The following is a 20,492-nucleotide window of genomic DNA, read 5'->3' as shown; positions in this document are numbered from 1 at the left end:
CTACCCTGGAGAACGCGATGAGCACGAACTGGCAGCGCCGCGCGGCGCGCCACCCGCACGCGGCGGAGGCCGGCCTTCTGGCACTGCTGCTCCTCGTCACGCTCTCGGGGGCCCTGTTCACCCGCAGGGTCACGGACGAGCCGCCGGCCCTGTGGCCCGGCATCGCCCTGTCCGTCCTCGCCTGCGCGGCACTGCTGTGGCGGCGCAGCCACCCACTGCCCGCCCTGGCGGTGACCGCGGTGTGCGCCGTCGCCGAGGGGATCACCGGCTATCTGATGACTCCCCTGCTCATGGGCCCCCTGTTGTTGGCGCAGTACTCCGCGAGCGTGCGCGCCTCTCGCCGGAAGGCGTGGAACAGCGCACTGGCCGCGGCCCTGGCCATGGCCGTCACAGGGATGTTCTTCACTCCCTTCGGACACCAGCTGATCTTGACGACCATCAATCCCGCGGCATGGGTCCTGATGGTCGCGGCCTTCGGAAGCTATGTGCGGGTACGACGGGAGTACGCCGCCGCTCGGGCCGAACACACCGCCCAGGAACGGGAGGAGGAAGCACGCCGCCGCGTCATCCAGGAACGGATGCGGATCGCCCGCGAACTCCACGACGTCGTCGCCCACCACCTCGCCCTGGCCAACGCCCAGGCCGGCACCGCGGCCCACATCGCCCCGACCAACCCCCACCAGGCGCTTGAGATCGTCGCACGGCTGCCCAGGACGACCGCCGCCGCCCTGCGCGAACTCAAAGCCACCGTCGGGCTGCTGCGCCAGGACTCGGACCCCGACGAGATCACTCCCGCACCGGGCCTCGACCACCTGGCCGACCTCCTCGCGAGCTGCTCGGCCGCCGGACTCGACGTCGACGTCACCATCCAGGGGAAACGCCGGCGACTCGGCTCCGGACTCGACCTCACCGCCTACCGGATCATCCAGGAAGCACTCACCAACGTCACCAAGCACGCGGCCACCCGCACCGCGCACGTCCGGCTGGCCTATACGCCCCACTACCTGACCCTCACCATCACCAACGACACCCCCGCCCCCCGTCCACCGGCCGGCCCGTCCCAGCAGCGAGGGTTCGGACTGCTCGGCATGCGCGAACGCACCCTCGCCGCCGGAGGCACCTTCCACGCCGGCCCACGACAGGACGGCGGATTCGAGGTCGCCTGTGCGCTCCCCCTGCACGACCTCGACGCACGCGAGAACGAAAGCGAAAGCACCACATGACCATCCGCGTCCTGCTCGCCGACGACCAGGCCCTCCTCCGGGCCACCTTCCGCATCCTGATCGACTCGGAACCCGATCTCACCGTCGTCGCGGAGGCCCACGAGGGCCAGGAGGCCATTGCCCGCACCCTCGAACACCGGCCCGACATCGTCCTCATGGACATCCGTATGCCGGGCACCGACGGCTTGGCCGCCACCGCGGACCTCTGCGCCCGCCCCGAACTGTCCGCCACCCGCGTCCTGATCCTCACCACCTTCGAGAACGACGAGAACGTGGCCAAGGCCCTACGCGCCGGCGCCAGCGGCTTCCTCGGCAAGGACGTCACCCCGGACGTCCTGCTCGCGGGCATCCGCACCGTGGCGGCCGGCGACGCCCTGCTCTCCCCGACCGCCACCCGCTCCCTGATCGACCGGTTCCTGGCGACACCCGACCACCGGCCGCTCGCACCGCCCGAGCGCCTGGCGACGCTCACCCAGCGCGAGCGCCAGGTCATGGCCCTCGCCGCGCACGGCAGAACCAACGCTGAGATCGCCGACCACCTGGTTCTCAGCCCTCTGACCGTACGGACCCACATCCAGCGCGCCATGACCAAACTCGACGCCCGCGATCGAACCCAGCTCGTCGTCATCGCCTACCAGAACGGTCTCGTCGGCAACCCGGGGCGGTGACGTGCTGCCGCCCGTGCAGAAAGCTGCGCCACCTGACCTGGCGCCGACCGTCTTCAGTTCGTAGCAGTTGGGCCGGTCCTGTGAATGGCCAGTGCTGTGACCGCATGGGTTCGCCGGGTTGGCGGTCGTGGCGGCTGGATGTGCGGTGACGTCCGATCCGAGCGCTGGAGGCGCGGTGGCCGAGCCTGTCCGTGTGCGCGGACTGGCCGACCGGGAGGGGCAGAGGCTGCCGCAGATCGTGTGCCGCGGTAGCACCGACTCGGTGCGCTACCGGCGGGCGATGATGCTGCCGGCCTCGGTCGGCGGGGACCGCGTGCCGGTGATCGCTCAGCTGGTGCAGGCCGACGAGGACACCGTTCGGGATGTGATGCACCGGTTCAACGAGATCGGCCCGGCCTGCCTGGACCCTCGGTGGACGGGAGGCCGTCCCGGCCTGTTCAGTTCAGACGACGAGGACTTCGTCGTTCGGACGGCCACGACCCGCCCGGTCAAGCTCGGCCGTCCCTTCACCCGTTGGTCGCTGCGCGAACTCGTCGCCTACCTGCGCAAAGTGCACGGCCCGCATCCGCAGTGAGACTCGACGGGCAGACCGGCGTACTCATCGGGCCCGAGGCGCGTCCAGTGCCTGTTTTTCGCGGCGCCGACGACCCCCAGACCATCGAGAAGGTCCTCAAGCTCAGTCGGCGGCCGGCGCCCCTGGACGGCGGGCACGGCGTGCCACCCAGGTGACGTCCGACCGCCGCCCGCCCTGGTCGACGTCCAGGACTCCGGTCCCGCGCGCGGGCGGCCCGTGCCCGCCGTACCGCGCTGACCTGTTCCTCGGTGACCTGGTCGGCCCGTCCACGGACCCACATAGTCGCGTTGCTGGCCTGGACGATGTGGTGGAACACCGAGCCCCGCCCCACGCCGTTGAAACATGCTCTCCACCGCCCGGTTCGAGCCCTCCACGGTGCCCTTGAGGTGAGGGGTGTGCCGCCCGGCGTTGACCATGCCGACGAGGGCGGCGTGCACGGTACCGACGAACTCCCCTGTTTCAGCGGTGACGTCGCATTCGGAGGCCGGCAGCAAATCGGTGCACGCTCTCGACGGTCGCCTCATACATGTCCGGAACGGCGGACCGGCCCCGGGCCGCCGAGGTGAAGCACATCGACGGCGTGGGCAGCGGCGGGGCTGCCGCCGGGTGTCTTGGCGGCGGCAGCGTCCCGCCGAGGTGTCGGCCGGAGCGGCTGCGGGCCGCTCCGGCCGTGTTGTCAGGGGTGTTACGCGGCCTTGACGGAGCCGGCGTCGACGGCCCAGTTGGCGCCGATGGCGCTCGGCATGGTCGGGGATGCCAGCAGCAGCACCGCGCGAGCGATCTCGTCCGGCTCGATCAGGCTGCCGGTGAGCATGCCGAGATCCGTCGGCAGGTTCTGCATCAGGACGGCGTGCTCGACGCCGATCGCCTGCGCCACCTGGGACATGTAGCCGTCCTCGCCCGCGATCGCGTTGGTCCTTGTCACGGACGGCGAGACGGTGTTGACCCGTACCCCCTGCGGGGCCAGCCGTTCGGCGAGCCCTCGGGAGAACGTGTTCAGCGCCGCCTTGGCCGCCCCGTAGGGCAGTGGGGTGCCGCCGGGAGCGCCGGGGCGCCGGGCGGTGTCGGAGCTGATGTTGACGATCGCGCCCCGGGCCTCCGCCTCGGTCAGCGCGGGCAGTGCGGCCCGGGTGACGCGTACGGCGGAGCTGAGGTTCAGGGCGAAGACGTCCTGCCAGATGTCGTCGCCGCCGTCGAGGGTGTCGCCGAGCGATCCCTCCGGCAGGCTGCCGCCACCGGCGTTGTTGACCAGGACGTCCAGACGCGGGTCGGCCGCGAGGACCGTCTCGACCATGCGGCGGGGCCCGTCGGCCTCGGACAGGTCGGCGGACACGAAGGTTGCCCCGGTCTCTTCGAGCTCGGGTGTGCTGCGCCGGGACACGGCGGTGACCGATGCGCCTTCGGCGAGGAAGGCCCGCACGATCGCGAGGCCGATGCCTTTGCTGGCGCCGGTCACGAGCACGCGCTTGCCGGCGAGTTGCAGATCCATGGTGCATTACTCCTGTGGTGCGAGGAACGTGATGCGGCGGGGAAGGGAGCCGGAGGTCAGAAGGTGTCGTGCAGCGGTGCGCCGAACCGGGCGTCCGCCGCGTGGGTGTCGCCGACCCGGGAGGCATCCAGGGACAGCCGGCCGTCGGCGCTGAGTCGGAGGGCTTCACCGTCACTCTCGCGCCGCGCCCGGGCGAGGACGTGGACGCCGCGATAGGCCGGCTCGCGTGCGGGGTCGGCCCCCGTCGCGGCCGGAGGCTCCGGTCACCACGGGGATGCTGCCCGCCCCGTCGGACTCGTATGACGTTGTCATATGAATGACCGTAGGGGTTTCACATGACAACGTCAACCCAGTGATGTGACGGTGTCATCTGTAGTATGCGGGGCATGGTCAGTCGCGCAGAGTCCGCCGCCGCCACCCGCCGCGCCCTTCTCGACGCGGCCGCCGAACTGCTCGACGAGGGCGGCCCCGAGGCGGTGACCCTGCGGGATGTGGGCGCACGGGCCGGTGTGAGCCGCGGCGCCCCCTACGGACACTTCGCCGACAAGGAGAGCCTGCTCGCCGCCGTCGCCGCAGAAGACTGGGAGCGTTACAGTGACGAGATCGCGGCCCTGCGCGGCACCCCGTCCGACCGGCTGCGGGGCGCCCTCACCGCGCTCGTCTCCACCGGCCGCCGCCACCCTCACCGCTACCGGCAGATGTTCGGCCCCCCGGGCGGAGCCGACCCCGCCACGATGATCCAGGCCTCATGCCGCGCTCAGGACGAGTTCCTGGCCATCGTCTCCGAACTCGTCGACGAACACGACCTGCACCGATACGGTGGCCTGCTCCTCACCGGCGTCAGCGGCATCATCAACGCAGAACTGAGCGGCCACTTCTCCACTGGGCGATGGCGCACCTCCGCCGACGAACTTGTCGACACCCTCGTCACGCTCATCGCCGACGGACGGCCCCGCGCCTGAGCTTGTTCTTGAGGATCTGACCTGATGCCGACCGTCTGCCCGGCGGACACGGGATGCCAAGGGGTGCTGACGGCCAGGACGAAGGCGCAGACACCCTCACCCGCCCGGCCCGCGACGGCACCGGCCGTCACCCGGCCCGTGCGGCCGTCGCTCACATCCGTTGGCATCGACCACGGGGATCGGGATGGCCGCTCTCTCTCCCCATCGGCGCTCGCTCCACGGCAGCAGGAGGCCGACGCCCCTCGCAAGCGGGACGGCCTGCGCCGGTCACTCGCCGAGTGGTTCGGCAGCAGCGTGCTGCCGTGCCGCAGACACCGGCCTGTTCCCGGACCACGCCCGACTGCACCACTTCATGGTGACCTGGGGGGCGTAGCCGCCGTCGACCAGGTGCTCGGCGGGCAGCGGCCCGCCACGCGCCGGACGGGTGCGGATAGCCGGCAGAGCCTGGGCGTCGTTGGCGGCGGCCGAGGTGGTGGCCACGTTCGTGGTCACGTCGATGCTGTCGGAGGCACACCTCTCCATGACATGCTCGGCGAACCCACTCCAGCGGATGATGTGCCCGTGCCGGACGTAGCACGCCGTGGTGTCGTAGGGGGAGACGACCGCCGAGGAGAAGGGCGGCGGGCCACCGTCCTCGGCGGTGCGCCGGTGCAGGCGGCCTGCCCTGTCATTCCTCGCCGACCAGCAGATGCCCGGCCGTGCGGGCCGCTTCCTCCAGCGTGGCCCGGGCCGACTCGGTGATCGGTTCCGGCCGGTCAAGTCGCGCACCGCGTGGAGTCGTTGCGCTGCGTGGCGCGCTCACGCAGCGCAACGACTCCGGCCTCCTTCAGGCGCGCCGGAGCGAAGCCGAGAAGACGGTCGGCGCGGGCGACCTGGGCGACGCGCTCGCGGAAGTCGGCCGACACGCTGGGGTGGAAGCCGGGATCGTCCAGCTCCATGGCCAGGGCCTATGTGAAATCGATGCGGCAGCAGACCGTTTCTCCTGTTTGCCGGTCAGACAGACCGCGCAGGAACTTCAGCACGCGAACGGTGGCCGACTGGGCCGACGCGAGACCGGGACGGCTCGCAAAGCGCCGCGTTGACCCTGCCCCTGGGGCATGGGTTGTACTTTCGCCGGGGCGGAGCACCGAGATCGGAAAGGTTGAACGTCATGGCGTGGAGCACCCAGCAGCTCGCCGACATCGCCAGTACCACCGTCAAAGCGGTGCGTCACTATCACCGGATCGGACTGCTCGACGAACCCGAACGTGCCCCGAACGGCTACAAGCAGTACAAGCCGGGCCATCTCGTCCGTGTGCTTCAGATCAAGCGGATGCGCAGCCTTGGTGTTTCCCTCGCGCAGATCGGCGCGATGGGACGAGCTGACGGGAAACCCGACGAGGCCGTCCGTATGCTGGACGCCGAACTGGCGGACACCATCGAACGCCTGCAGCGGATACGCGCTGAGCTGGCCGTCATCCTCAAGCACCGGGCGCCGCTCGACGTTCCCCTGCCGTTCGGTCCCGTCGCCGATGAACTGTGCGAGCGAGACCATGCCCTGGTCACCGTCTACTCGCAGGTGTTCAACGACAACGCCCTCGATGACCTGTGCCAGCTCATCTCGGAACGCGATGAGCACGAGGACGAGTTCGATTCCCTCCCCGAGGACGCGGACGACGCGACGATCAACGAACTGGCCGGGCATCTGGCCGTGGCGATGCGCGCCCATCAAGACCGGTTCCCGTGGATGAGCGATCCGGCCAGTGCCGCGCCACGAGGCAAGCGGTTCGCCGAGACCGTGATCCTCCCCGCCGTCGTCGAACTCTACAACAAGGCCCAGCTCAAAGCGCTCGCCCGGGCCCACGCGCTCAACCAGGAGTTCAGATCCACGGCGGGTACTGACGCCACCGAGCGCCAGGCCAGTTCGTGATGTCGAGCGCGGCCTCGAAGACGCTGCCGAGCAGCGCCGAGCCTGATGCTCCGACAGAACAGCTACCCCGAATGTGATCTCTGCGGTCGTCGGGCTTGACCTGGCCCCAGGGGCAGGGGTTGCCCTGGATCACGCAAGGAAGCGCATCGAGAACACATTCGGAGGAATGGACATGCATCGAAGCCGTCGTATAAGCCGGGGTCTGGCCCTGACGGTTGCGATCGGCCTCGCCGGGTCGTTGGCACCGGCCGCGGCCGCCGATCGAGACGACGTAGGTCAAGTGAAGTGGGGGGCCTGTCCCGACGACGTCACGGCCGAGGCGCCGACTCTGAACGTACAGTGCGGCACCGTGACAGTGCCGCTGGACTACGACGACCCGGACGGGACACAGATCGACCTCATGGTGTCGCGGCTGGCGAGTGAGAACCCGCAGAAGCGGCGCGGTGTGCTGTTGCTGAACCCGGGCGGTCCGGGCGGGTCCGCGCTGACGATGGCGGCCGGTCTGATCGACCTGGGCATCCCGTCGAAGGTCCTCGACACCTACGACCTGATCGGTATGGACACCCGCGGATTCGGACACTCGGCGCCGGTCGACTGCAAGTTCACGGTCAGTCAGGGCTATATCGGCAATGTCCCGCCGTACGCCGTGGACGACGCAGCTGTGGTCAAGCAGGCCGAGATCGCCAAGGGCGTCGCCGAGCAGTGCGCGGCCAACGACACCGACGGCCGCATGGCCCACATCACAACCGCCAACATGTCACGGGATCTGGACCGGATCCGGGCCGCGCTCGGCGAGGAGAAGGCAAGCTACTTCGGCCTTTCGTACGGGTCGGCGCTGGGGGCCGCGTACGCCTCGATGTTCCCGGACACCACCGACCGTGTTCTCATCGACAGCAATCTCGGTGACACGGCCCTGGACCACGCCGGGATTCGTCGGTACGCGCTGGGAATGGAGCAGACGTTTCCCGACTTTGCGAAGTGGACAGCGGCACGGCACTCCGCCTACGGGCTCGGACGGACGCCGGAGGAAGTGCGCGAGATGTACTTCACGCTGGCCGAACGGCTCGACGAGAAGCCGGTATTCGGCATCGACGGACGCCAGTTCCGGTTCGCCACCTTCGGTGGACTCTACGCCGAGCGGACGTACGGCCGGACGGCGCACCTCTGGGAAGCGGTCAAGGACGCCGACGGCACCGCGATCAAAAGGCTGATGGCAGAGACCCCCGGCGTACGAACGCCAGCCGGTGAGGTGGCGTCGTACTCCAACTCCTGGTCGGTCTTCCTCACGGTGACCTGCAACGACGTGGAGTGGCCCAGCGATGTCCGGGCGTACCAGCGCAGCGTTGCCGCGGACCGGAAGAAGTATCCGTTGTTCGGTGCGGCGGCGGCCAACGTTCTGCCGTGTGCGTTCTGGACGCGAGGGCCGTCCGAGCCGCAGGTCGAGATCAATGACGACGGGCCGGCGAACATCCTGATCATGCAGAATCGACACGACCCGGTCACGCCGCTGCTCGGTGGGCAGCTGTTCCGGAAGAAGTTCACCGATCGCTCACGTCTGGTGACCGCGGACGGAAGCGGTCACGGTGTCTATGTCTACGGCGGCAACGCATGTGCGCTGAACGTCGGCACTGCCTGGCTGGCCGACGGAGCGATGCCGGAGAAGGACATCAAGTGCCGGGCCTCGGCCTGAACCTCGGCCATGATCTGCGGCGTGCTGGACAACCTGCGTGTTTCCTCCGTCGTCCGACGAGGGCGAGGTTGTGCGGGCGGACGGTTCCGGGCAGGGCGCGTTGGACGCCGCCGCCTTTGAGGCAGCAGTCATGAAGGATTCTTCAGCCCTTCCAAAAACACCGTCAGGACGAGGTTGGTCCCCGGTGTGTGCACGGGCGAGAGTGCCTGGGCCAGCGGATTCGCCGCCAACACCAGGAACGTATGGGTCTGCATGAACGCGGGTGTCGCCGACCAGGAGTTGATCAGCCGGGTCAAGGTGGGAGAGACCTGGTTGCGGTGAGCACGCAGCCCGGGTGGTCGCGGAACCGGATTGGCGAGCGCGAACAAGTGGGCGGTTGCGGACTCGGGGAGCCGTAGAGCCTGAGCGAGCGCCCGGAGGATCTCCGCGGAAGGCCGCCGGTCACGTCCCTGTTCCAGCCCGAGGTAGTAGTCGACGCTGATACCGGAGAGTGCCGCAACTTCCTCGCGGTGCAGTCCGGGCACTCGCCGGTGTGCGGTCTCAGGAAGCCCGACATCCGCAGGACGGACCAGCTCGCGCCGAGCCCGCAGACAATTGCCCAGCGGATTCACAGTGCGGTCGTCCATGAGGGCAAGGGCGAGCTGGAACGGGCTCCGGACCCTGGTGGTGGCAGCACCAGGGTCACGGCTCACTTCCTCAGGTACGACCCGGGACCTGGCGTCGCGTCCATGGCCGCACAGACACTTGACGGCCTGACGGCCGTGGTCACCGGCGCCAGTTCCGGTGCTGGCGCGGCCGCGGCACGGCCGATGGGCGCGTTGGGTGTGTCTGTCATAGTCATGGGCCGTGCGGTGACCAGAACCCGCGCTATCGCCGACGACGTCGGCGGCACCGCCCTTCCCGCGGACTTCGCCCGTTTCAGCGAGGTACGCGAAATTCAGAAAAGCGTGAGAACACCTTGAGCAACCCCATGCCTCTCATCCTGGTGCACGGTTTCTGGCACGGCAGTTGGTGCTGGAGCCCGGTGACCAAGCAACTGGCCGCCAGGGGAATCCAGTCGGTCGCGGTCGACCTCGACGGACACGGACTGCGCAACCCCGCACCACGCGCCTGCGGGGGACGGCCGTTCGACGCGGCGGCGTTCGCCGCCGAGCCGTCACCGGTGGCGGATGTCACCACATTGTCTGAGGCGGCCGACCTCGCCGACCGGATACGGATGATCGGCGCCGGCCGGCCCTGTCTCCTGGTGGCGCACAGCATGGGTGGTACGGTCGCCACCGCGGTCGCGGAACTCGCTCCGGAACTCGTCGGCGGGCTGCTCTACATCGCCGCGTATGCCCCGGTGAGCGGAGTGCCGGTAGCCTCCTACACCACACTTCCGGAGATGCTTGGTTCGCGTGTGTCGTCGCTCATTGCGGCCGACCCTGCCCAGGTCGGCGCGATGCGCATCGACCCCCGCGATCCGAACCGACGCGCCGAGACCAAGGAAACCTTCTACAACGACGTCGACGACTACACGGCGGATGCCGCGATCGCCCTGCTCAGCCCAGACGCCCCGATGAGGATGGTCGCTGATGCGCTGACCATCACCGAGCAGCGCTATGGCAGCACCCCCCGCACGGCTACGTGCTCTGCACCAGGGACAACGCCATTCCTCCGGCGATGCAACGCCGCTTCATCAAGGAGATCGACGCAGTGTCGATCTTCCCGACCACCATCACCGAACTCGACACGTCGCACTCGCCGTTCCTGTCCCAACCCGCCGCACTGGCCGAAGCGATCGCGGCTGCCGCCACCACTCACCCGCAACAGGTGTGACGGGACGGCCGGGGGACGCCGGCCACCCCCGTCCGACACCCTGCCAGGCATACCGTCACCCAGGCTCGTTGACATCACCACCGGCCGGCTCGCCGGCGTCGCACCGCCGCGCCTAGCTTGTGGCCGATGGCTTACTGTGTTTTTCGTTGGTTCTGTGGGTGCAGGGGCTTTGGCGGTGTGGGCATGGTGGTGTGTCTTCCGAGTTGCGGGCTGTTGATTCCGACGTCTCTGTTCTGCCGCTGACGCGGCCGCAGTTGGCCGAGGCCCGGCGCGTGCGCGCAGGCGAACTGTTCGAGCAGCGACGTCCTTCATCCGAGGTTGCACGGATGGTGGGGATGCACCCCGAGAGTGTGCGTCGGTGGAGACGCTTGTGGGAGCAGGGCGGGGCTCAGGCGCTGCGGCGGCGTCCGTCCATCGGCCGGCCGCCCAAGCTGGATGACGCCCAAGTCGGGCTGGTTCGGGCCGCGTTGGGGCAAGGCGCCCAGGCACACGGGTTCGAGGCGGATCTGTGGACGTTGGAACGGGTCGGTGTGGTGGTGGAGCGGGTGACCGGGGTGAACCTGGCCCGGGCATCCGCGTGGCGCCTGCTGACCGGGCGGCTGGGCTGGAGTCTGCAGCGGCCCGGGCGCCAGGCCGTCGAGCGGGACGAGTCCGAGATCGCCCAGTGGGTCGCCCAGGAGTGGCCACGCATCAAAAAGGGGCGGTGAAGAAACGTGCCTGGATCGTGTTCTCCGACGACTCGGGCGTGTCACTGCTGCCCCGGGTACGCCGCACCTACGCACCTCGCGGCCGCACTCCCACGCTCCGGCACCGGCACCGGCACCGGCTGAACTGGAAACGAGCCGGGACGGCCGCCGCGCTGGGCTACCACGCCGCCGACCCGGAACGCGGCCCGCGGCTGTGCTTCCACCTCAAGCCGGGCAGCTACGACACCACTTCCCTGATCGAGGTACCGGAACAGATCAAGACCTTCTACACCGGTGAGTCGGTGGTACTGGTATGGGACGGACTGTCCGCCCACTGGAGTCGGGGCATGCGGGCCTGGGCAGCCGAGCAGGACAGGCTGACGCTGGAACGGCTGCCGGCCTACGCACCCGAACTCAACCCGGTCGAACTGCTGTGGTCGGCCATCAAGACCCGCGAGCCGGCCAACCTCGCCGGCGACCACCTCGCCGACGTTGCCGACGCAGCCGAACACGGCATCCACCGAGTCTGCTCCAACGAACAACGCCCGTGGTCCTTCCTCACCCACACCGGCCTGACAATCCATCCCCAACCACCACAGAACTAACGAGAAACTCAGTAGTGGTGGGGGTCGTCGGCGAAGTCGGGGAACTCGGTGAGCAGGAGGTGTTCCGCGGCGCCTTCGAGGGCTTGGGCGGTCTCGGTCGAGCGGGGGAGCATGGTCTTCTCGTAGGCGTGGACGGCCTCGTCGACGGTTGCCGCGTTCGCCAGGGCCAGAGCGAGGTCGCTCGCGTCGAGCATGGCGAGGTTGACGCCGACGCCCAGCGGGGGCATGAGGTGGGCGGCGTCGCCGAGCAGGGTGACCGTCGGGTTGGGCTCCCAGGTGTGGGGCACGGGCAGGGCGTGGATCGGGCGGTCCACGTAGGGACCGTCGTTGTCGGTGATCATCTGCCTCATGCGGGGCGACCAGTGGGCGTAGCGCTCCAGGAGCAGGGCGCGGAGGGCGTCGGTGTCCTCGGGCGTCAGGCCGCTCGCGGCGATCCAGTCGGCCGGGACGCGCTGGATCAGGTAGACGCGGATGTGGTCGTTGCCGTTGCGCTGGGCGAAGACGGCGCGCTGCCCGTCGGCGGCGTGTGCGCTGCCCTGGCCGACCAGTTCGGCGATCTCGGGGTGACGGGCGTCGACGTCGGAGAACCACGCCTCCAGAAAACTGACCCCGCTGTACTCGGGAACGGCCGGCGAGACGGCCGGGCGTACGCGGGAGAAGGCGCCGTCGGCGCCGATGACGAGGTCGGTCTCGGTGGTGGTGCCGTCGGTGAAGTGCAGCAGGCGCGGCCCTTGGGCGGGTCCGCTGACGTGGTCGAGGCCGTGGCCCCAGCGCACGGTGCCGGGTTGGAGGGAGCCGAGCAGCAGGTCGCGCAGCCGGCCGCGGTCGATCTCCGGTTTGAACAGTTCGTCGGGCCCGGGGACCTGGTGGGAGGTGATCGTGCCCGTCGGGTCCATCTGGCGCATCTCCTGCCCTTCGGGGCGGGCCAGCTTGAAGAACTCGTCGAGCAGGCCGGCTTCCCGCAGGGCGATCTGGCCGTTGTCGGCGTGCAGGTCCAGGGTGCCGCCCTGGTTGCGTGCGTCGGGCCCGGCGTCGCGGTCGTGGACGGCGACTGCGATGCCGTGCCGCTGAAGGATGCGGGCGCAGGTCAGCCCGCCGGGTCCGGCTCCGATGATGCTGATCCGGGCGTGCGTGGGGTTCGGAGAAACCATGAGGGTGTCCTTCGCTGAGGGATGAATGGGACGTCGCGGCCGGAGGTGGTGGTGCCGGCGCCCGGAATCCGGGGACGCGGTGTGCCGCGGCAGGCGGTGGTCGTCGGACCGGTTGCCACGGCCGGACCGCGGTGCCGTGTCCGGGCAGCCCAAGGGCCGGGCGGGACTGCGTCTGCTCCCCAGCCCCTGAAAGTAGAGTATGGAGAAAAGTAGAATGTGACAACTCTTGTTCTGGTGGCACTTTCGGATAGGCTCACGGCATGACCGAGCCCGTTGTCAGCCGCCGCGAGCGCAAGAAGGCCGCCACCCGGCAGGCGATCGCCGACGCCGCACTCCGCCTCTTCCTGGAGCACGGCTACGACCAGGTGAGCATCAAGGACATCGCCGAGACCGCGGACGTGTCGACCGCCACCGTCTTCAAGCACTTCACCGGCAAAGAAGCCCTCGTGTTCGACCAGGAAGAGAACACAGACGCGCACCTGGCCGCGGCCGTGCGGCAACGGCCCGCCGATCAGAGCGTCCTCGACGCCCTGCGCGAGCACGTACTCGCCACCTGGCTGCCGATCGCCGCGCACCCCCAGACAGCGGAGTTCACCCGCCTGGTCAACACCACCCCGGCGCTACGCGCCTACGCCGAACGCATGTGGACCCGGCACACCGACACCCTCAGCGCGGCCATCGCCGACGAGTACGGCGTGGATCACGACAACCTCGCCTGCACCGCCCTGGCGCGCTTCGTCCTGGAGGTTCCCGCCCTGGCTCAACGCCAGAAGGACCGCAGAGCAGCCGTCGAGGAGGTCTTCGACATCCTCACCAACGGCTGGCAGCCCCCCGACAACCACGACACACCCACAAACGCATGAGTCAGCAGAACTGGCCAGACCGTCCCCAAGCCATGTGTGCACCAGGCAGAGTGCTGTCGAATCTCGCGGACTGCCTAATTCGCCCCTCCCGCATGCGCCAACGCGCCGGGTTGTCCGGTGACGGGCTGTCCGCAGCGCTCGCACGGCGTCGGCGCCGCGGAGGGACGGCCGGCTTTCCGGTCCCGGCGGCAACCGGCGCCCGCTGCCCCCGCACGGCCGTCCGACACGTTTCCTCACGCGCCCTGCGGAGCTGTTCTTCGCGGGCGCGGCGGCGGTCTTTTGCGCGTGTGTGCCAGGCGTCGGGGTCGGCCGGCGCGGCGGGCAGGTCTTCCCGCCGACCGTGCCTGCACCGCCCCCGCACCGCCGCGCGCCCGCCGGCCTTCACGCGTTCCAGGGTGGTGAACGGGACCGGGATCGCGTCGGCGTAGCCGTCGTAGCCGTCCTCGCGCGGACGACCGTAGGGGCCCATGCCCTGGTAACTGCCGGACCAGATCACGCGCGTGAGGCCCATGACCTGGTCCATGCGGTTCTTCAGCCCGGCCGCCCCGAGCCGGATGCCGGGGCTGAAGACGACAGCGGCGGGCGGGTAGCCCTCACGGCCGGACTCCGTCAGACGGAGCCGCGCGGCACCGTCACCACATGCTTGCCTACGACGCCGCCGCGCTCGAAAGCCCTGTGCGCCGCGGCGATGTCCGCGAGCGGATAGACACTGTCGATCACCGGGCGCAGCGCGCCGGAGGCGACCTGGGCGGCCAGGTCGCGCAGGACGGCGGTTCGGGGGTTGGCGCTGAAGGTCCGGATGCGGCGGGAGCCGTGCAGGCTGGATGCGGCGATCTCGGCCAGGGCTGAGGGTGACAGGCCGACGGTGACCATACGTCCGCCCCTGGCCAACCGGCTTCGGTAGCAGTGCAGTTCCGAGCCGACGGTGTCGACGATGACGTCGAACGGACCTGTCCGGTCCGAGGTGGTGGAGCCGTAGTCCAGGACCTCGTCGGCACCGAGGTCGGCCAGGACCTCGGCGTGGCGGTCGCGGGCCAGAGCGGTCACATGGCCGCCCATGGCGTGCGCCAACTGTACGGCGGCTGTGCCGACTCCGCCGGCCGCGCCCCGGACCAGGACCCGTTCTCCGCTCATCAGGTGCACGCTGTCGCGCAGTGCGATCAGTGCCGTGGAACCCGCCACCACCAGGGCCGCCGCGTCGACGGACGCGAGGCCCGCCGGGGCGTGCGCGATTCGGTCCGCGCTGACGACGACGTACTCGGCCGCCCCGGCGACGGTGTGCCGCCGGCGCGGATGCACCATGCCCCACACCCGGTCCCCGGCCCTGAAGCCGGCGGCGTCGGTGCCGGTCGCGACAACGGTGCCCGCGAAGTCCAGTCCCGTGCCGATCGGGAACCGGCGTCCCGACATCATCTTCAATTCCCCGGTACGGACGATCACATCGTGTCCGTTCACGCTGGTCGCCTCCACCGACACCAGAACCTCGCCGGCGCCGGGTACGGGACACTCCACGTCATTGATCCGCAGTACGTCTGCCGTGCCGAAGCTCGTGATCTGAACGGCCTTCATCTCGCTGTCCTTCCGTGAACGGCTGGGGCTGCTCCGATGCTGGACCCCGCACACGGCAGCACGGTCGTTCACTTCTTCCTGGGCCCGGCAGACCCACCCTCGCCGGCCGGGCCGACGGCATACTGGCGCCGTGACCCACTCCCCTCACACCATCAGCGACGATCCCCGGCGCGAACTCGCCGACTTCCTGCGCACCCGTCGGACCCGGCTGCGGCCCCAGGACGTCGGGCTGGAGCCCGGCCCGCGACGACGCGTCGCCGGGCTGCGGCGGGAGGAACTGGCTCTGCTGGCCGGGGTCAGTCCGGACTACTACCAGCGCATGGAGCAAGGGCGCGACGTCCGCCCCTCCGAGCAGGTGCTGGACGCCCTCGCGCGTGCCCTGAACTTCTCCGCCGAGGAGACCCGCCACCTGCACAGCCTCGCCGCCGCCGCGCGTACCCCGGCCCGCTCGTCGCGTTCCTACGAACCGGAAGCGGTACCGGACACCACACTGCGAGTGATGCGCGCCATGGCCTCGCCCGCCCTGGTCGTGGGCCGTTTCCTGGACGTGCTGGCCTGGAACCCGCTCGGCGGCGCACTGCTGGGGCAGTTCACCGGGCAGCCGCACAGCGAGCGGAACCTGCTGGCGTTGTTCCTGCGCCCCGAGGCCGACCGGGCGTGCCCGAACCGGGCGGCCACCATCGCAGAGCTGATCGGGATGCTGCGGACACAGATCGCCGCCGATCCCGGCCACCCGCGCGCGGCCCAGCTGGTGGGTGAACTCGCGCTGCGCAGCGATGAGTTCGCGGCACTGTGGGCCCTCCATGACGTGACGGAACCGACCCGCGGCCACCTGCGCATCACCCACCACCAGGTCGGCGAACTGAACCTGGACTGGGACATCTACCCGATACCGGGCAGCCCCGGCCCCGCTCTCATGGTCTGCACCGCTGCCGAAGACAGCCCCGACGCGGCACGCCTCCGGCTGCTCGCAGACCTCCTGGACACTCCCTGACCGATGCCGGCGTCCATGCCCGCCCTGGCGCGTCGCACCGTCCCCACGCCGTGACCGCACCGTCCCCACGCTCGTGGATCCGCGTCCATGCCTGTCACACATCGATCGCTCGCGCCAGGCATTTCCCCTTCCCTCTCCGGATCATTAGCGTGAAAGACAGGGGCGCGACAAACTGGACGAAAGACGCGGTCAGGATTGCCGTGGACCACGCACCGAGTACCGCGCCCGGACGGTGGCGGTGAGCCCTGATGCACGCCTCTGCCACCACAGCACGAGCACTCGCCAAAGGAGAACCGCGCATGCCTATGGCACGCATCGATCTGATCCGTGGCCGCCGTCCTGGGGACGTCCGGGCCATCGCCGACGCCGTCCAGCAGTCCCTCGTCGACGTGTTGAAGATTCCCGAGCGCGACCGATTCCAGATCATCACCCAGCACGAGGCCGACGAGATCATCGCCCTCGATGCGGGGCTCGGTTTCCAGCGCACCGACGGCACCGTCATCGTCCACATCTTCACCCAGCGCGGACGCAGTACCGACGAGAAGCAGCGCCTGTACAAGGCGCTCGCCGAACAGCTCGGGCGCGTCGGGGTCGACGGCAAGGACCTGTTCGTCAGCTACTTCGAGAACGGCCCCGAGGACTGGTCGTTCGCGGACGGTCGCGCCCAGTACGTCGAGGGCGACCTCGCCGTCCCGGGCCGCTGAAGTACTTCCTCGGGGCAGGCATCGTCTGGGCTCCTCTCAAGAAACCCATCTGACCCTCTGTCAACGCCTTCCGCATCTCGGGGGAAGCTCAGGGCAAGGCTGTCCGGTGCACCAGGGTGCCCGGTATGCCCGCCCTATGAGGGGGTCAGACCTGTGCCTGGCCTCCGTCGACGAACCAGTCGACGCCGTTGACGAAGCTGGAGGCATCCGAGGCCAGGAACGTCGCCACGGCGGCGATCTCGTCCGGGTGGCCGATCCTGCCGAGCGGCACTTCCGAGGCGAGCTGGTGGTCCGGGCCTACGGCGCCGATCAGGCCCGGGGTCTCGGTCGGGCCGGGGCTCAGCACGTTCACCCGGAACTTCCGTTCCCGCGCGCTGAGCGCCCAGCTGCGCACCAGGTTGCGCACCGCTGCCTTCGACGCACCGTAGATTTCCAGGCTTGGTCCGGGGCGGAGGGCGTTGGTCGATCCTGTCACCACGATCGAGGCGCCGTCCGACAGCAGGGGCAGCGCCTTCTGTACGGTGAAGATCGTGCCCTTCACGTTCGTAGCGAAGGTGGCGTCGATGGCTTCCTCTGTGATCTCACCGAGACGCTGAGGGACAGCGCTGCCGGCGTTGGCGACCAGCACGTCGATGCGGCCCGCCTTCTCGCGCACGACCGAGTAGAGGTCATCGAGGTCCGTCTGTACCGAGACGTCGGTTCTCACACCGGTGGCCGCCGGCCCGATCTCAGCGACGGCCGCGTCGAGCGGCTTCTGGCGGCGACCGGCCAGGAACACCCGTGCACCTTCCGCGGCGAACCGCCTGGCGATGGCAAGGCCGATGCCGCTGCCGGCTCCGGTGACCACCGCCACCTTGCCTGCGAGTACTTCTGTCATTACGTGTCCACCCCTCGATTCTTGACTGGTTCGTCCATAACGCTAAACCTTTATGGACGAACCAGTCAAGAATGGGTAGGCTGCCACCATGGCGCGACCGAGGAAGTTCGACGAGCAGCAGGTACTGGACACTGCCCGGGAGCGGTTCTGGTCGGGCGGGTACGCCGCCACGCGAATGGAAGACATCGCCGAGGCAACGGGGCTCGGCAAAGGCAGCCTGTACGGCGCCTTCGGCGGAAAGCAGGAACTGTTCCACCGCGTGTTCGACGATTACTGCGGTTCCGTCGTCGACGCTGTGAGCCGGCAGCTGCGCGGCAACGACGCGGACGCCTACGCGCGGCTGTCCGCCCACGTGTACGCGGTGGCCGCGGCGACTGCCGCAGACACCGCCCACCGCGGATGCCTGCTGGCCAAGGGCGCCGCCGAGCTGGCCGAACACGACGAGACGGTGGCCAAGCGGGCGCGCGCGACCATCGAGGCACTGCGGGCGCTGCTGGAGAGCGACATCGCAGCCTGCCGGCGCAATGGCGATATCGCCGCGGACGCGGATCCGGGAAAGCTGGCTGCGCTGGTGCTCGCCGTACTGCGCGGCATCGAAGCGCTGGGCAAGGCCGGAGCGAGCGAGGAAACGCTGACCGACATAGCCTCGACAGCCCTTGCTGTACTGCCCCGCCCCGCTCCCTGAGCTTCTTCGGTCCGGCCACCGCGCCGCCCACCATTCGACACGTGCCGGCTGCTGCCTATGAGCCAGATTCGCCTCGATGACCTCCGGTACGGCGGCGGGTGGTCGCGGCTATGCCTGTGCCGCATCGTCGTCCGGCGTCGCGACGGCACGGGCCACGTCGAGGAAGCGACGCAACAGGGCGGGCCGAGGGCCGGCGTCGGGGAGGTGGACAAGGCGGACGGGGACCGGTGGAGCGCCGGTCAACGGCACGAAGCGGACCGCGGGGTGGTGGATGCGGCGTTCGGCCTCCTCCGGGACGACCCCGATCCCGCGTCCGGCGGCGACCGACTCAAGCCACTCGTCGAAATTCGTGGTCTCGACATAACGTTTCGGGCCGTCCCCGTCGGGCCAGGACCAGGGACCGGTGGTGCCGCTGACCGGGTTGATGACCAGGGTCCAGTCCGTAGCGTCCCGCCACCGCAGTTGATCCGCGCCGGCTGCTTCACTGTCACGGCCGCAAGCGGCGACGCGCTGCTCGTCGTAGAGATGCACCGCGCGCAGCGGTGGTTCCATCGGTCTGCTGCCGCGTACGACGGCGATGTCGACCGTTCGGCGGTCCAGGGAGCCGAGTAGATCGTCGCTGCGCACCAGGGCGACGCGGGTACCGGCGTCGCGCTCGAAGCGGGCGATGGCACGCTGCGCCCATGGTTCGGGCAGCAGCCAGGAGAAGCCCAGACGCAGGGTGGATTCACCGCGTGCGGCGGCGACAGCCTCCTCGAAGGTGGCCAGCGTGCGCTCGGCGTGGACGAGGAAGTCGGTCCCGGTGTCGGTGAGGCCGACGCGTCGGGAGGAGCGATCCAGCAGGCGCACGCTGGCACGGGTGGCACGGGTGGTGGCCCCGGTTGTTGCCTCACGGTCGTCGGTGTTGTCGACGCTGACTTCTGCCACGGTCCGCAAGGCATACTTTCGGCACTGGGATCGGTTGAGGGCTCGAAGGGGCTATGAACAAGCGTGTGACGATCGTCGATGTGGCAGAGCGGGCGGGGGTGGCGGTCAGCTCCGCCTCGGTGGCGCTCAACGGCAATCCGGGCGTCTCGGAGTCCACGCGCCACCGGGTGCGGGCGGCTGCCGACGAACTGGGCTACAAACCCAACCTGCGTGGGAAGAGTTTGCAGGCCAAGCGCGCTTTCGCGGTGGGGCTTGTAGTGGAGCGGGACGCCGGTGTATTGGAGGCGGATCCGTTTTTCGGCGCCTTCATCAGCGGTATCGAACGGGAGTTGGCTCCGCGGGACTACGCACTGGTGTTGCAGATCAGCGGCAGCGCGAGCGACACACAGCACCGCTACGAGCGGCTGGCCTCCGACCGCCGGGTCGACGGGGTGTTCCTCAACGAGATCCGCGCGAACGACCCCCGCATCCGGCTGCTGCGGCGGCTGGACTTGCCGACGGTGGGCATCAACGCGTCCCGGCATGCCTTCCCCTTTCCCGCAGTGCGCCAGGACGGCACCTCAGGGCTGGCAGACCTGGCGGCGCACCTGATCGATCTGGGCCACCGGCGGATCGCCTACGTGGGCGGTCCACGCGAGTTCTTGCACGCCCGCGAGCGGGAGCAGACCTGGCGTACGGCGCTGGAGCGGGCCGGGCTTGAGCCCGGCCCATGGTGTGCCGGTGATTTCACCTACGAGGCCGGCCGGCGTGCCGCGGACGAGCTGCTGGCGTTGGATGTGCCGCCCACCGCGGTACTGTGCGCCAACGACCTGACCGCCATCGGTGTGATGACCCGGGTGCAGGAGCTCGGGGTGCGAGTGCCGGAGGACGTGTCCGTGGCGGGCTACGATGGTATTCGCTTCGGTTCCTATGTGCGGCCCGCGTTGACCACTGTGCAGACCGCGCCCGCCCTGCTCGGCGAGGAGGCCGCCCGGTTGTTGCTGGATGTCATCGATGGCTGCGACGTTGTCGACGTCACCGCTCCCGCGGCGACCCTGGCGATCCGCGGCTCCACGGGACCGGCACCGGGCGGCTGAACCGGTGCCGCCGTGGCCGGCC

The 20,492-nt window shown here is 69.6% G+C and carries 22 protein-coding genes and 2 pseudogenes; 16 read left to right on the top strand and 8 right to left on the bottom strand.

Features of this window, described 5'->3' with window-relative positions:
- Positions 1–17 precede the first annotated feature (17 nt).
- The 3 genes and pseudogenes from AC27LF_RS29615 to AC27LF_RS29605 all read left to right on the top strand — a co-directional run.
- Entirely contained in the window at positions 18–1,223 is a 1,206-nt protein-coding gene (locus AC27LF_RS29615) for a sensor histidine kinase (RefSeq protein ID WP_479664299.1), read from the top strand.
- Complete coding sequence (locus AC27LF_RS29610; protein WP_479664300.1) at positions 1,220–1,891, top strand: response regulator; 672 nt, start codon at positions 1,220–1,222, stop codon at positions 1,889–1,891. Before AC27LF_RS29615 ends, AC27LF_RS29610 begins: the two co-directional genes overlap by 4 nt.
- A gap of 175 nt (positions 1,892–2,066) precedes the next feature.
- Positions 2,067–2,450 (top strand): annotated as a pseudogene (locus tag AC27LF_RS29605) (helix-turn-helix domain-containing protein); the annotation flags it as partial.
- A 700-nt stretch (positions 2,451–3,150) separates the two neighbouring features.
- Here AC27LF_RS29605 and AC27LF_RS29600 read toward each other — a convergent pair.
- Positions 3,151–3,954: an SDR family NAD(P)-dependent oxidoreductase gene (locus tag AC27LF_RS29600; protein ID WP_479664301.1), complete on the bottom strand. Its 804-nt coding sequence runs from the start codon at positions 3,952–3,954 to the stop codon at positions 3,151–3,153.
- A 386-nt stretch (positions 3,955–4,340) separates the two neighbouring features.
- Here AC27LF_RS29600 and AC27LF_RS29595 point away from each other — a divergent pair, with 386 nt between their 5' ends.
- On the top strand, positions 4,341–4,916 hold the full coding sequence (locus AC27LF_RS29595; RefSeq protein ID WP_479664302.1) for a TetR/AcrR family transcriptional regulator: 576 nt from the start codon (positions 4,341–4,343) through the stop codon (positions 4,914–4,916).
- Positions 4,917–5,183: 267 nt separating this feature from the next.
- On the opposite strand, the gene AC27LF_RS29590 is transcribed toward AC27LF_RS29595, so the two are convergent.
- Entirely contained in the window at positions 5,184–5,675 is a 492-nt protein-coding gene (locus tag AC27LF_RS29590; protein ID WP_487231282.1) for a hypothetical protein, read from the bottom strand.
- Positions 5,672–5,854: a hypothetical protein gene (locus tag AC27LF_RS29585; protein WP_487231281.1), complete on the bottom strand. Its 183-nt coding sequence runs from the start codon at positions 5,852–5,854 to the stop codon at positions 5,672–5,674. Before AC27LF_RS29585 ends, AC27LF_RS29590 begins: the two co-directional genes overlap by 4 nt.
- A gap of 212 nt (positions 5,855–6,066) precedes the next feature.
- Here AC27LF_RS29585 and AC27LF_RS29580 point away from each other — a divergent pair, with 212 nt between their 5' ends.
- Both AC27LF_RS29580 and AC27LF_RS29575 read left to right on the top strand, forming a co-directional pair.
- Positions 6,067–6,825, top strand: a complete 759-nt coding sequence (locus AC27LF_RS29580) for a helix-turn-helix domain-containing protein (RefSeq protein ID WP_479664263.1) — start codon at positions 6,067–6,069, stop codon at positions 6,823–6,825.
- Positions 6,826–6,991: 166 nt separating this feature from the next.
- Positions 6,992–8,515 carry an alpha/beta hydrolase gene (locus tag AC27LF_RS29575; RefSeq protein ID WP_479664262.1) on the top strand — a complete coding sequence of 508 codons (1,524 nt, stop codon included), beginning with the start codon at positions 6,992–6,994 and terminating at the stop codon, positions 8,513–8,515.
- Positions 8,516–8,643: 128 nt separating this feature from the next.
- Here AC27LF_RS29575 and AC27LF_RS29570 read toward each other — a convergent pair whose 3' ends face one another.
- Positions 8,644–9,141: a helix-turn-helix domain-containing protein gene (locus tag AC27LF_RS29570; protein WP_479664261.1), complete on the bottom strand. Its 498-nt coding sequence runs from the start codon at positions 9,139–9,141 to the stop codon at positions 8,644–8,646.
- Between the two features lie 102 nt (positions 9,142–9,243).
- On the opposite strand from AC27LF_RS29570, the gene AC27LF_RS29565 reads away from it, so the two are divergent.
- The 5 genes and pseudogenes from AC27LF_RS29565 to AC27LF_RS29545 all read left to right on the top strand — a co-directional run bounded on the left by AC27LF_RS29565 (position 9,244) and on the right by AC27LF_RS29545 (position 11,624).
- Entirely contained in the window at positions 9,244–9,477 is a 234-nt protein-coding gene (locus tag AC27LF_RS29565; RefSeq protein ID WP_479664260.1) for an SDR family NAD(P)-dependent oxidoreductase, read from the top strand.
- Between the two features lie 8 nt (positions 9,478–9,485).
- A pseudogene (locus AC27LF_RS29560) lies at positions 9,486–10,121 on the top strand (alpha/beta fold hydrolase); the annotation flags it as partial.
- Between the two features lie 20 nt (positions 10,122–10,141).
- Positions 10,142–10,333 carry a hypothetical protein gene (locus AC27LF_RS29555; RefSeq protein WP_479664265.1) on the top strand — a complete coding sequence of 64 codons (192 nt, stop codon included), beginning with the start codon at positions 10,142–10,144 and terminating at the stop codon, positions 10,331–10,333.
- A gap of 191 nt (positions 10,334–10,524) precedes the next feature.
- Positions 10,525–11,040, top strand: a complete 516-nt coding sequence (locus AC27LF_RS29550) for a winged helix-turn-helix domain-containing protein (RefSeq protein ID WP_479664259.1) — start codon at positions 10,525–10,527, stop codon at positions 11,038–11,040.
- Positions 11,037–11,624, top strand: a complete 588-nt coding sequence (locus AC27LF_RS29545) for an IS630 family transposase (protein WP_479664258.1) — start codon at positions 11,037–11,039, stop codon at positions 11,622–11,624. Before AC27LF_RS29550 ends, AC27LF_RS29545 begins: the two co-directional genes overlap by 4 nt.
- 8 nt (positions 11,625–11,632) lie before the next feature.
- On the opposite strand, the gene AC27LF_RS29540 is transcribed toward AC27LF_RS29545, so the two are convergent.
- Entirely contained in the window at positions 11,633–12,775 is a 1,143-nt protein-coding gene (locus AC27LF_RS29540) for an FAD-dependent oxidoreductase (protein WP_479664257.1), read from the bottom strand.
- 260 nt (positions 12,776–13,035) lie between these two features.
- Between AC27LF_RS29540 and AC27LF_RS29535 the strand changes: the two genes are divergently transcribed.
- The gene (locus AC27LF_RS29535) at positions 13,036–13,638 is read left to right on the top strand and encodes a TetR/AcrR family transcriptional regulator (RefSeq protein WP_479664256.1); all 603 of its coding nucleotides are present in this window, start codon (positions 13,036–13,038) and stop codon (positions 13,636–13,638) included.
- 609 nt (positions 13,639–14,247) lie between these two features.
- Here the strand turns inward: AC27LF_RS29535 and AC27LF_RS29530 are convergent.
- Positions 14,248–15,207, bottom strand: a complete 960-nt coding sequence (locus tag AC27LF_RS29530) for an NAD(P)-dependent alcohol dehydrogenase (protein WP_479664255.1) — start codon at positions 15,205–15,207, stop codon at positions 14,248–14,250.
- Between the two features lie 130 nt (positions 15,208–15,337).
- Here AC27LF_RS29530 and AC27LF_RS29525 point away from each other — a divergent pair, with 130 nt between their 5' ends.
- On the top strand, positions 15,338–16,201 hold the full coding sequence (locus AC27LF_RS29525) for a helix-turn-helix transcriptional regulator (protein WP_479664254.1): 864 nt from the start codon (positions 15,338–15,340) through the stop codon (positions 16,199–16,201).
- A gap of 299 nt (positions 16,202–16,500) precedes the next feature.
- Positions 16,501–16,905, top strand: coding sequence for a tautomerase family protein (locus AC27LF_RS29520; RefSeq protein WP_479664253.1), 405 nt, complete (start codon positions 16,501–16,503; stop codon positions 16,903–16,905).
- 145 nt (positions 16,906–17,050) lie between these two features.
- On the opposite strand, the gene AC27LF_RS29515 is transcribed toward AC27LF_RS29520, so the two are convergent.
- The gene (locus AC27LF_RS29515) at positions 17,051–17,782 is read right to left on the bottom strand and encodes an SDR family NAD(P)-dependent oxidoreductase (RefSeq protein ID WP_479664252.1); all 732 of its coding nucleotides are present in this window, start codon (positions 17,780–17,782) and stop codon (positions 17,051–17,053) included.
- An 88-nt stretch (positions 17,783–17,870) separates the two neighbouring features.
- On the opposite strand from AC27LF_RS29515, the gene AC27LF_RS29510 reads away from it, so the two are divergent.
- Positions 17,871–18,467: a TetR/AcrR family transcriptional regulator gene (locus AC27LF_RS29510; RefSeq protein WP_479664251.1), complete on the top strand. Its 597-nt coding sequence runs from the start codon at positions 17,871–17,873 to the stop codon at positions 18,465–18,467.
- A gap of 108 nt (positions 18,468–18,575) precedes the next feature.
- On the opposite strand, the gene AC27LF_RS29505 is transcribed toward AC27LF_RS29510, so the two are convergent.
- Complete coding sequence (locus AC27LF_RS29505; protein WP_479664250.1) at positions 18,576–19,394, bottom strand: LysR family transcriptional regulator; 819 nt, start codon at positions 19,392–19,394, stop codon at positions 18,576–18,578.
- Between the two features lie 53 nt (positions 19,395–19,447).
- On the opposite strand from AC27LF_RS29505, the gene AC27LF_RS29500 reads away from it, so the two are divergent.
- Entirely contained in the window at positions 19,448–20,470 is a 1,023-nt protein-coding gene (locus tag AC27LF_RS29500; RefSeq protein WP_479664249.1) for a LacI family DNA-binding transcriptional regulator, read from the top strand.
- Positions 20,471–20,492: the final 22 nt, after the last annotated feature.

It is taken from the genome of Streptomyces diversicolor (assembly GCF_057537855.1).
This window is presented reverse-complemented; position numbering and strand designations above follow the sequence as displayed.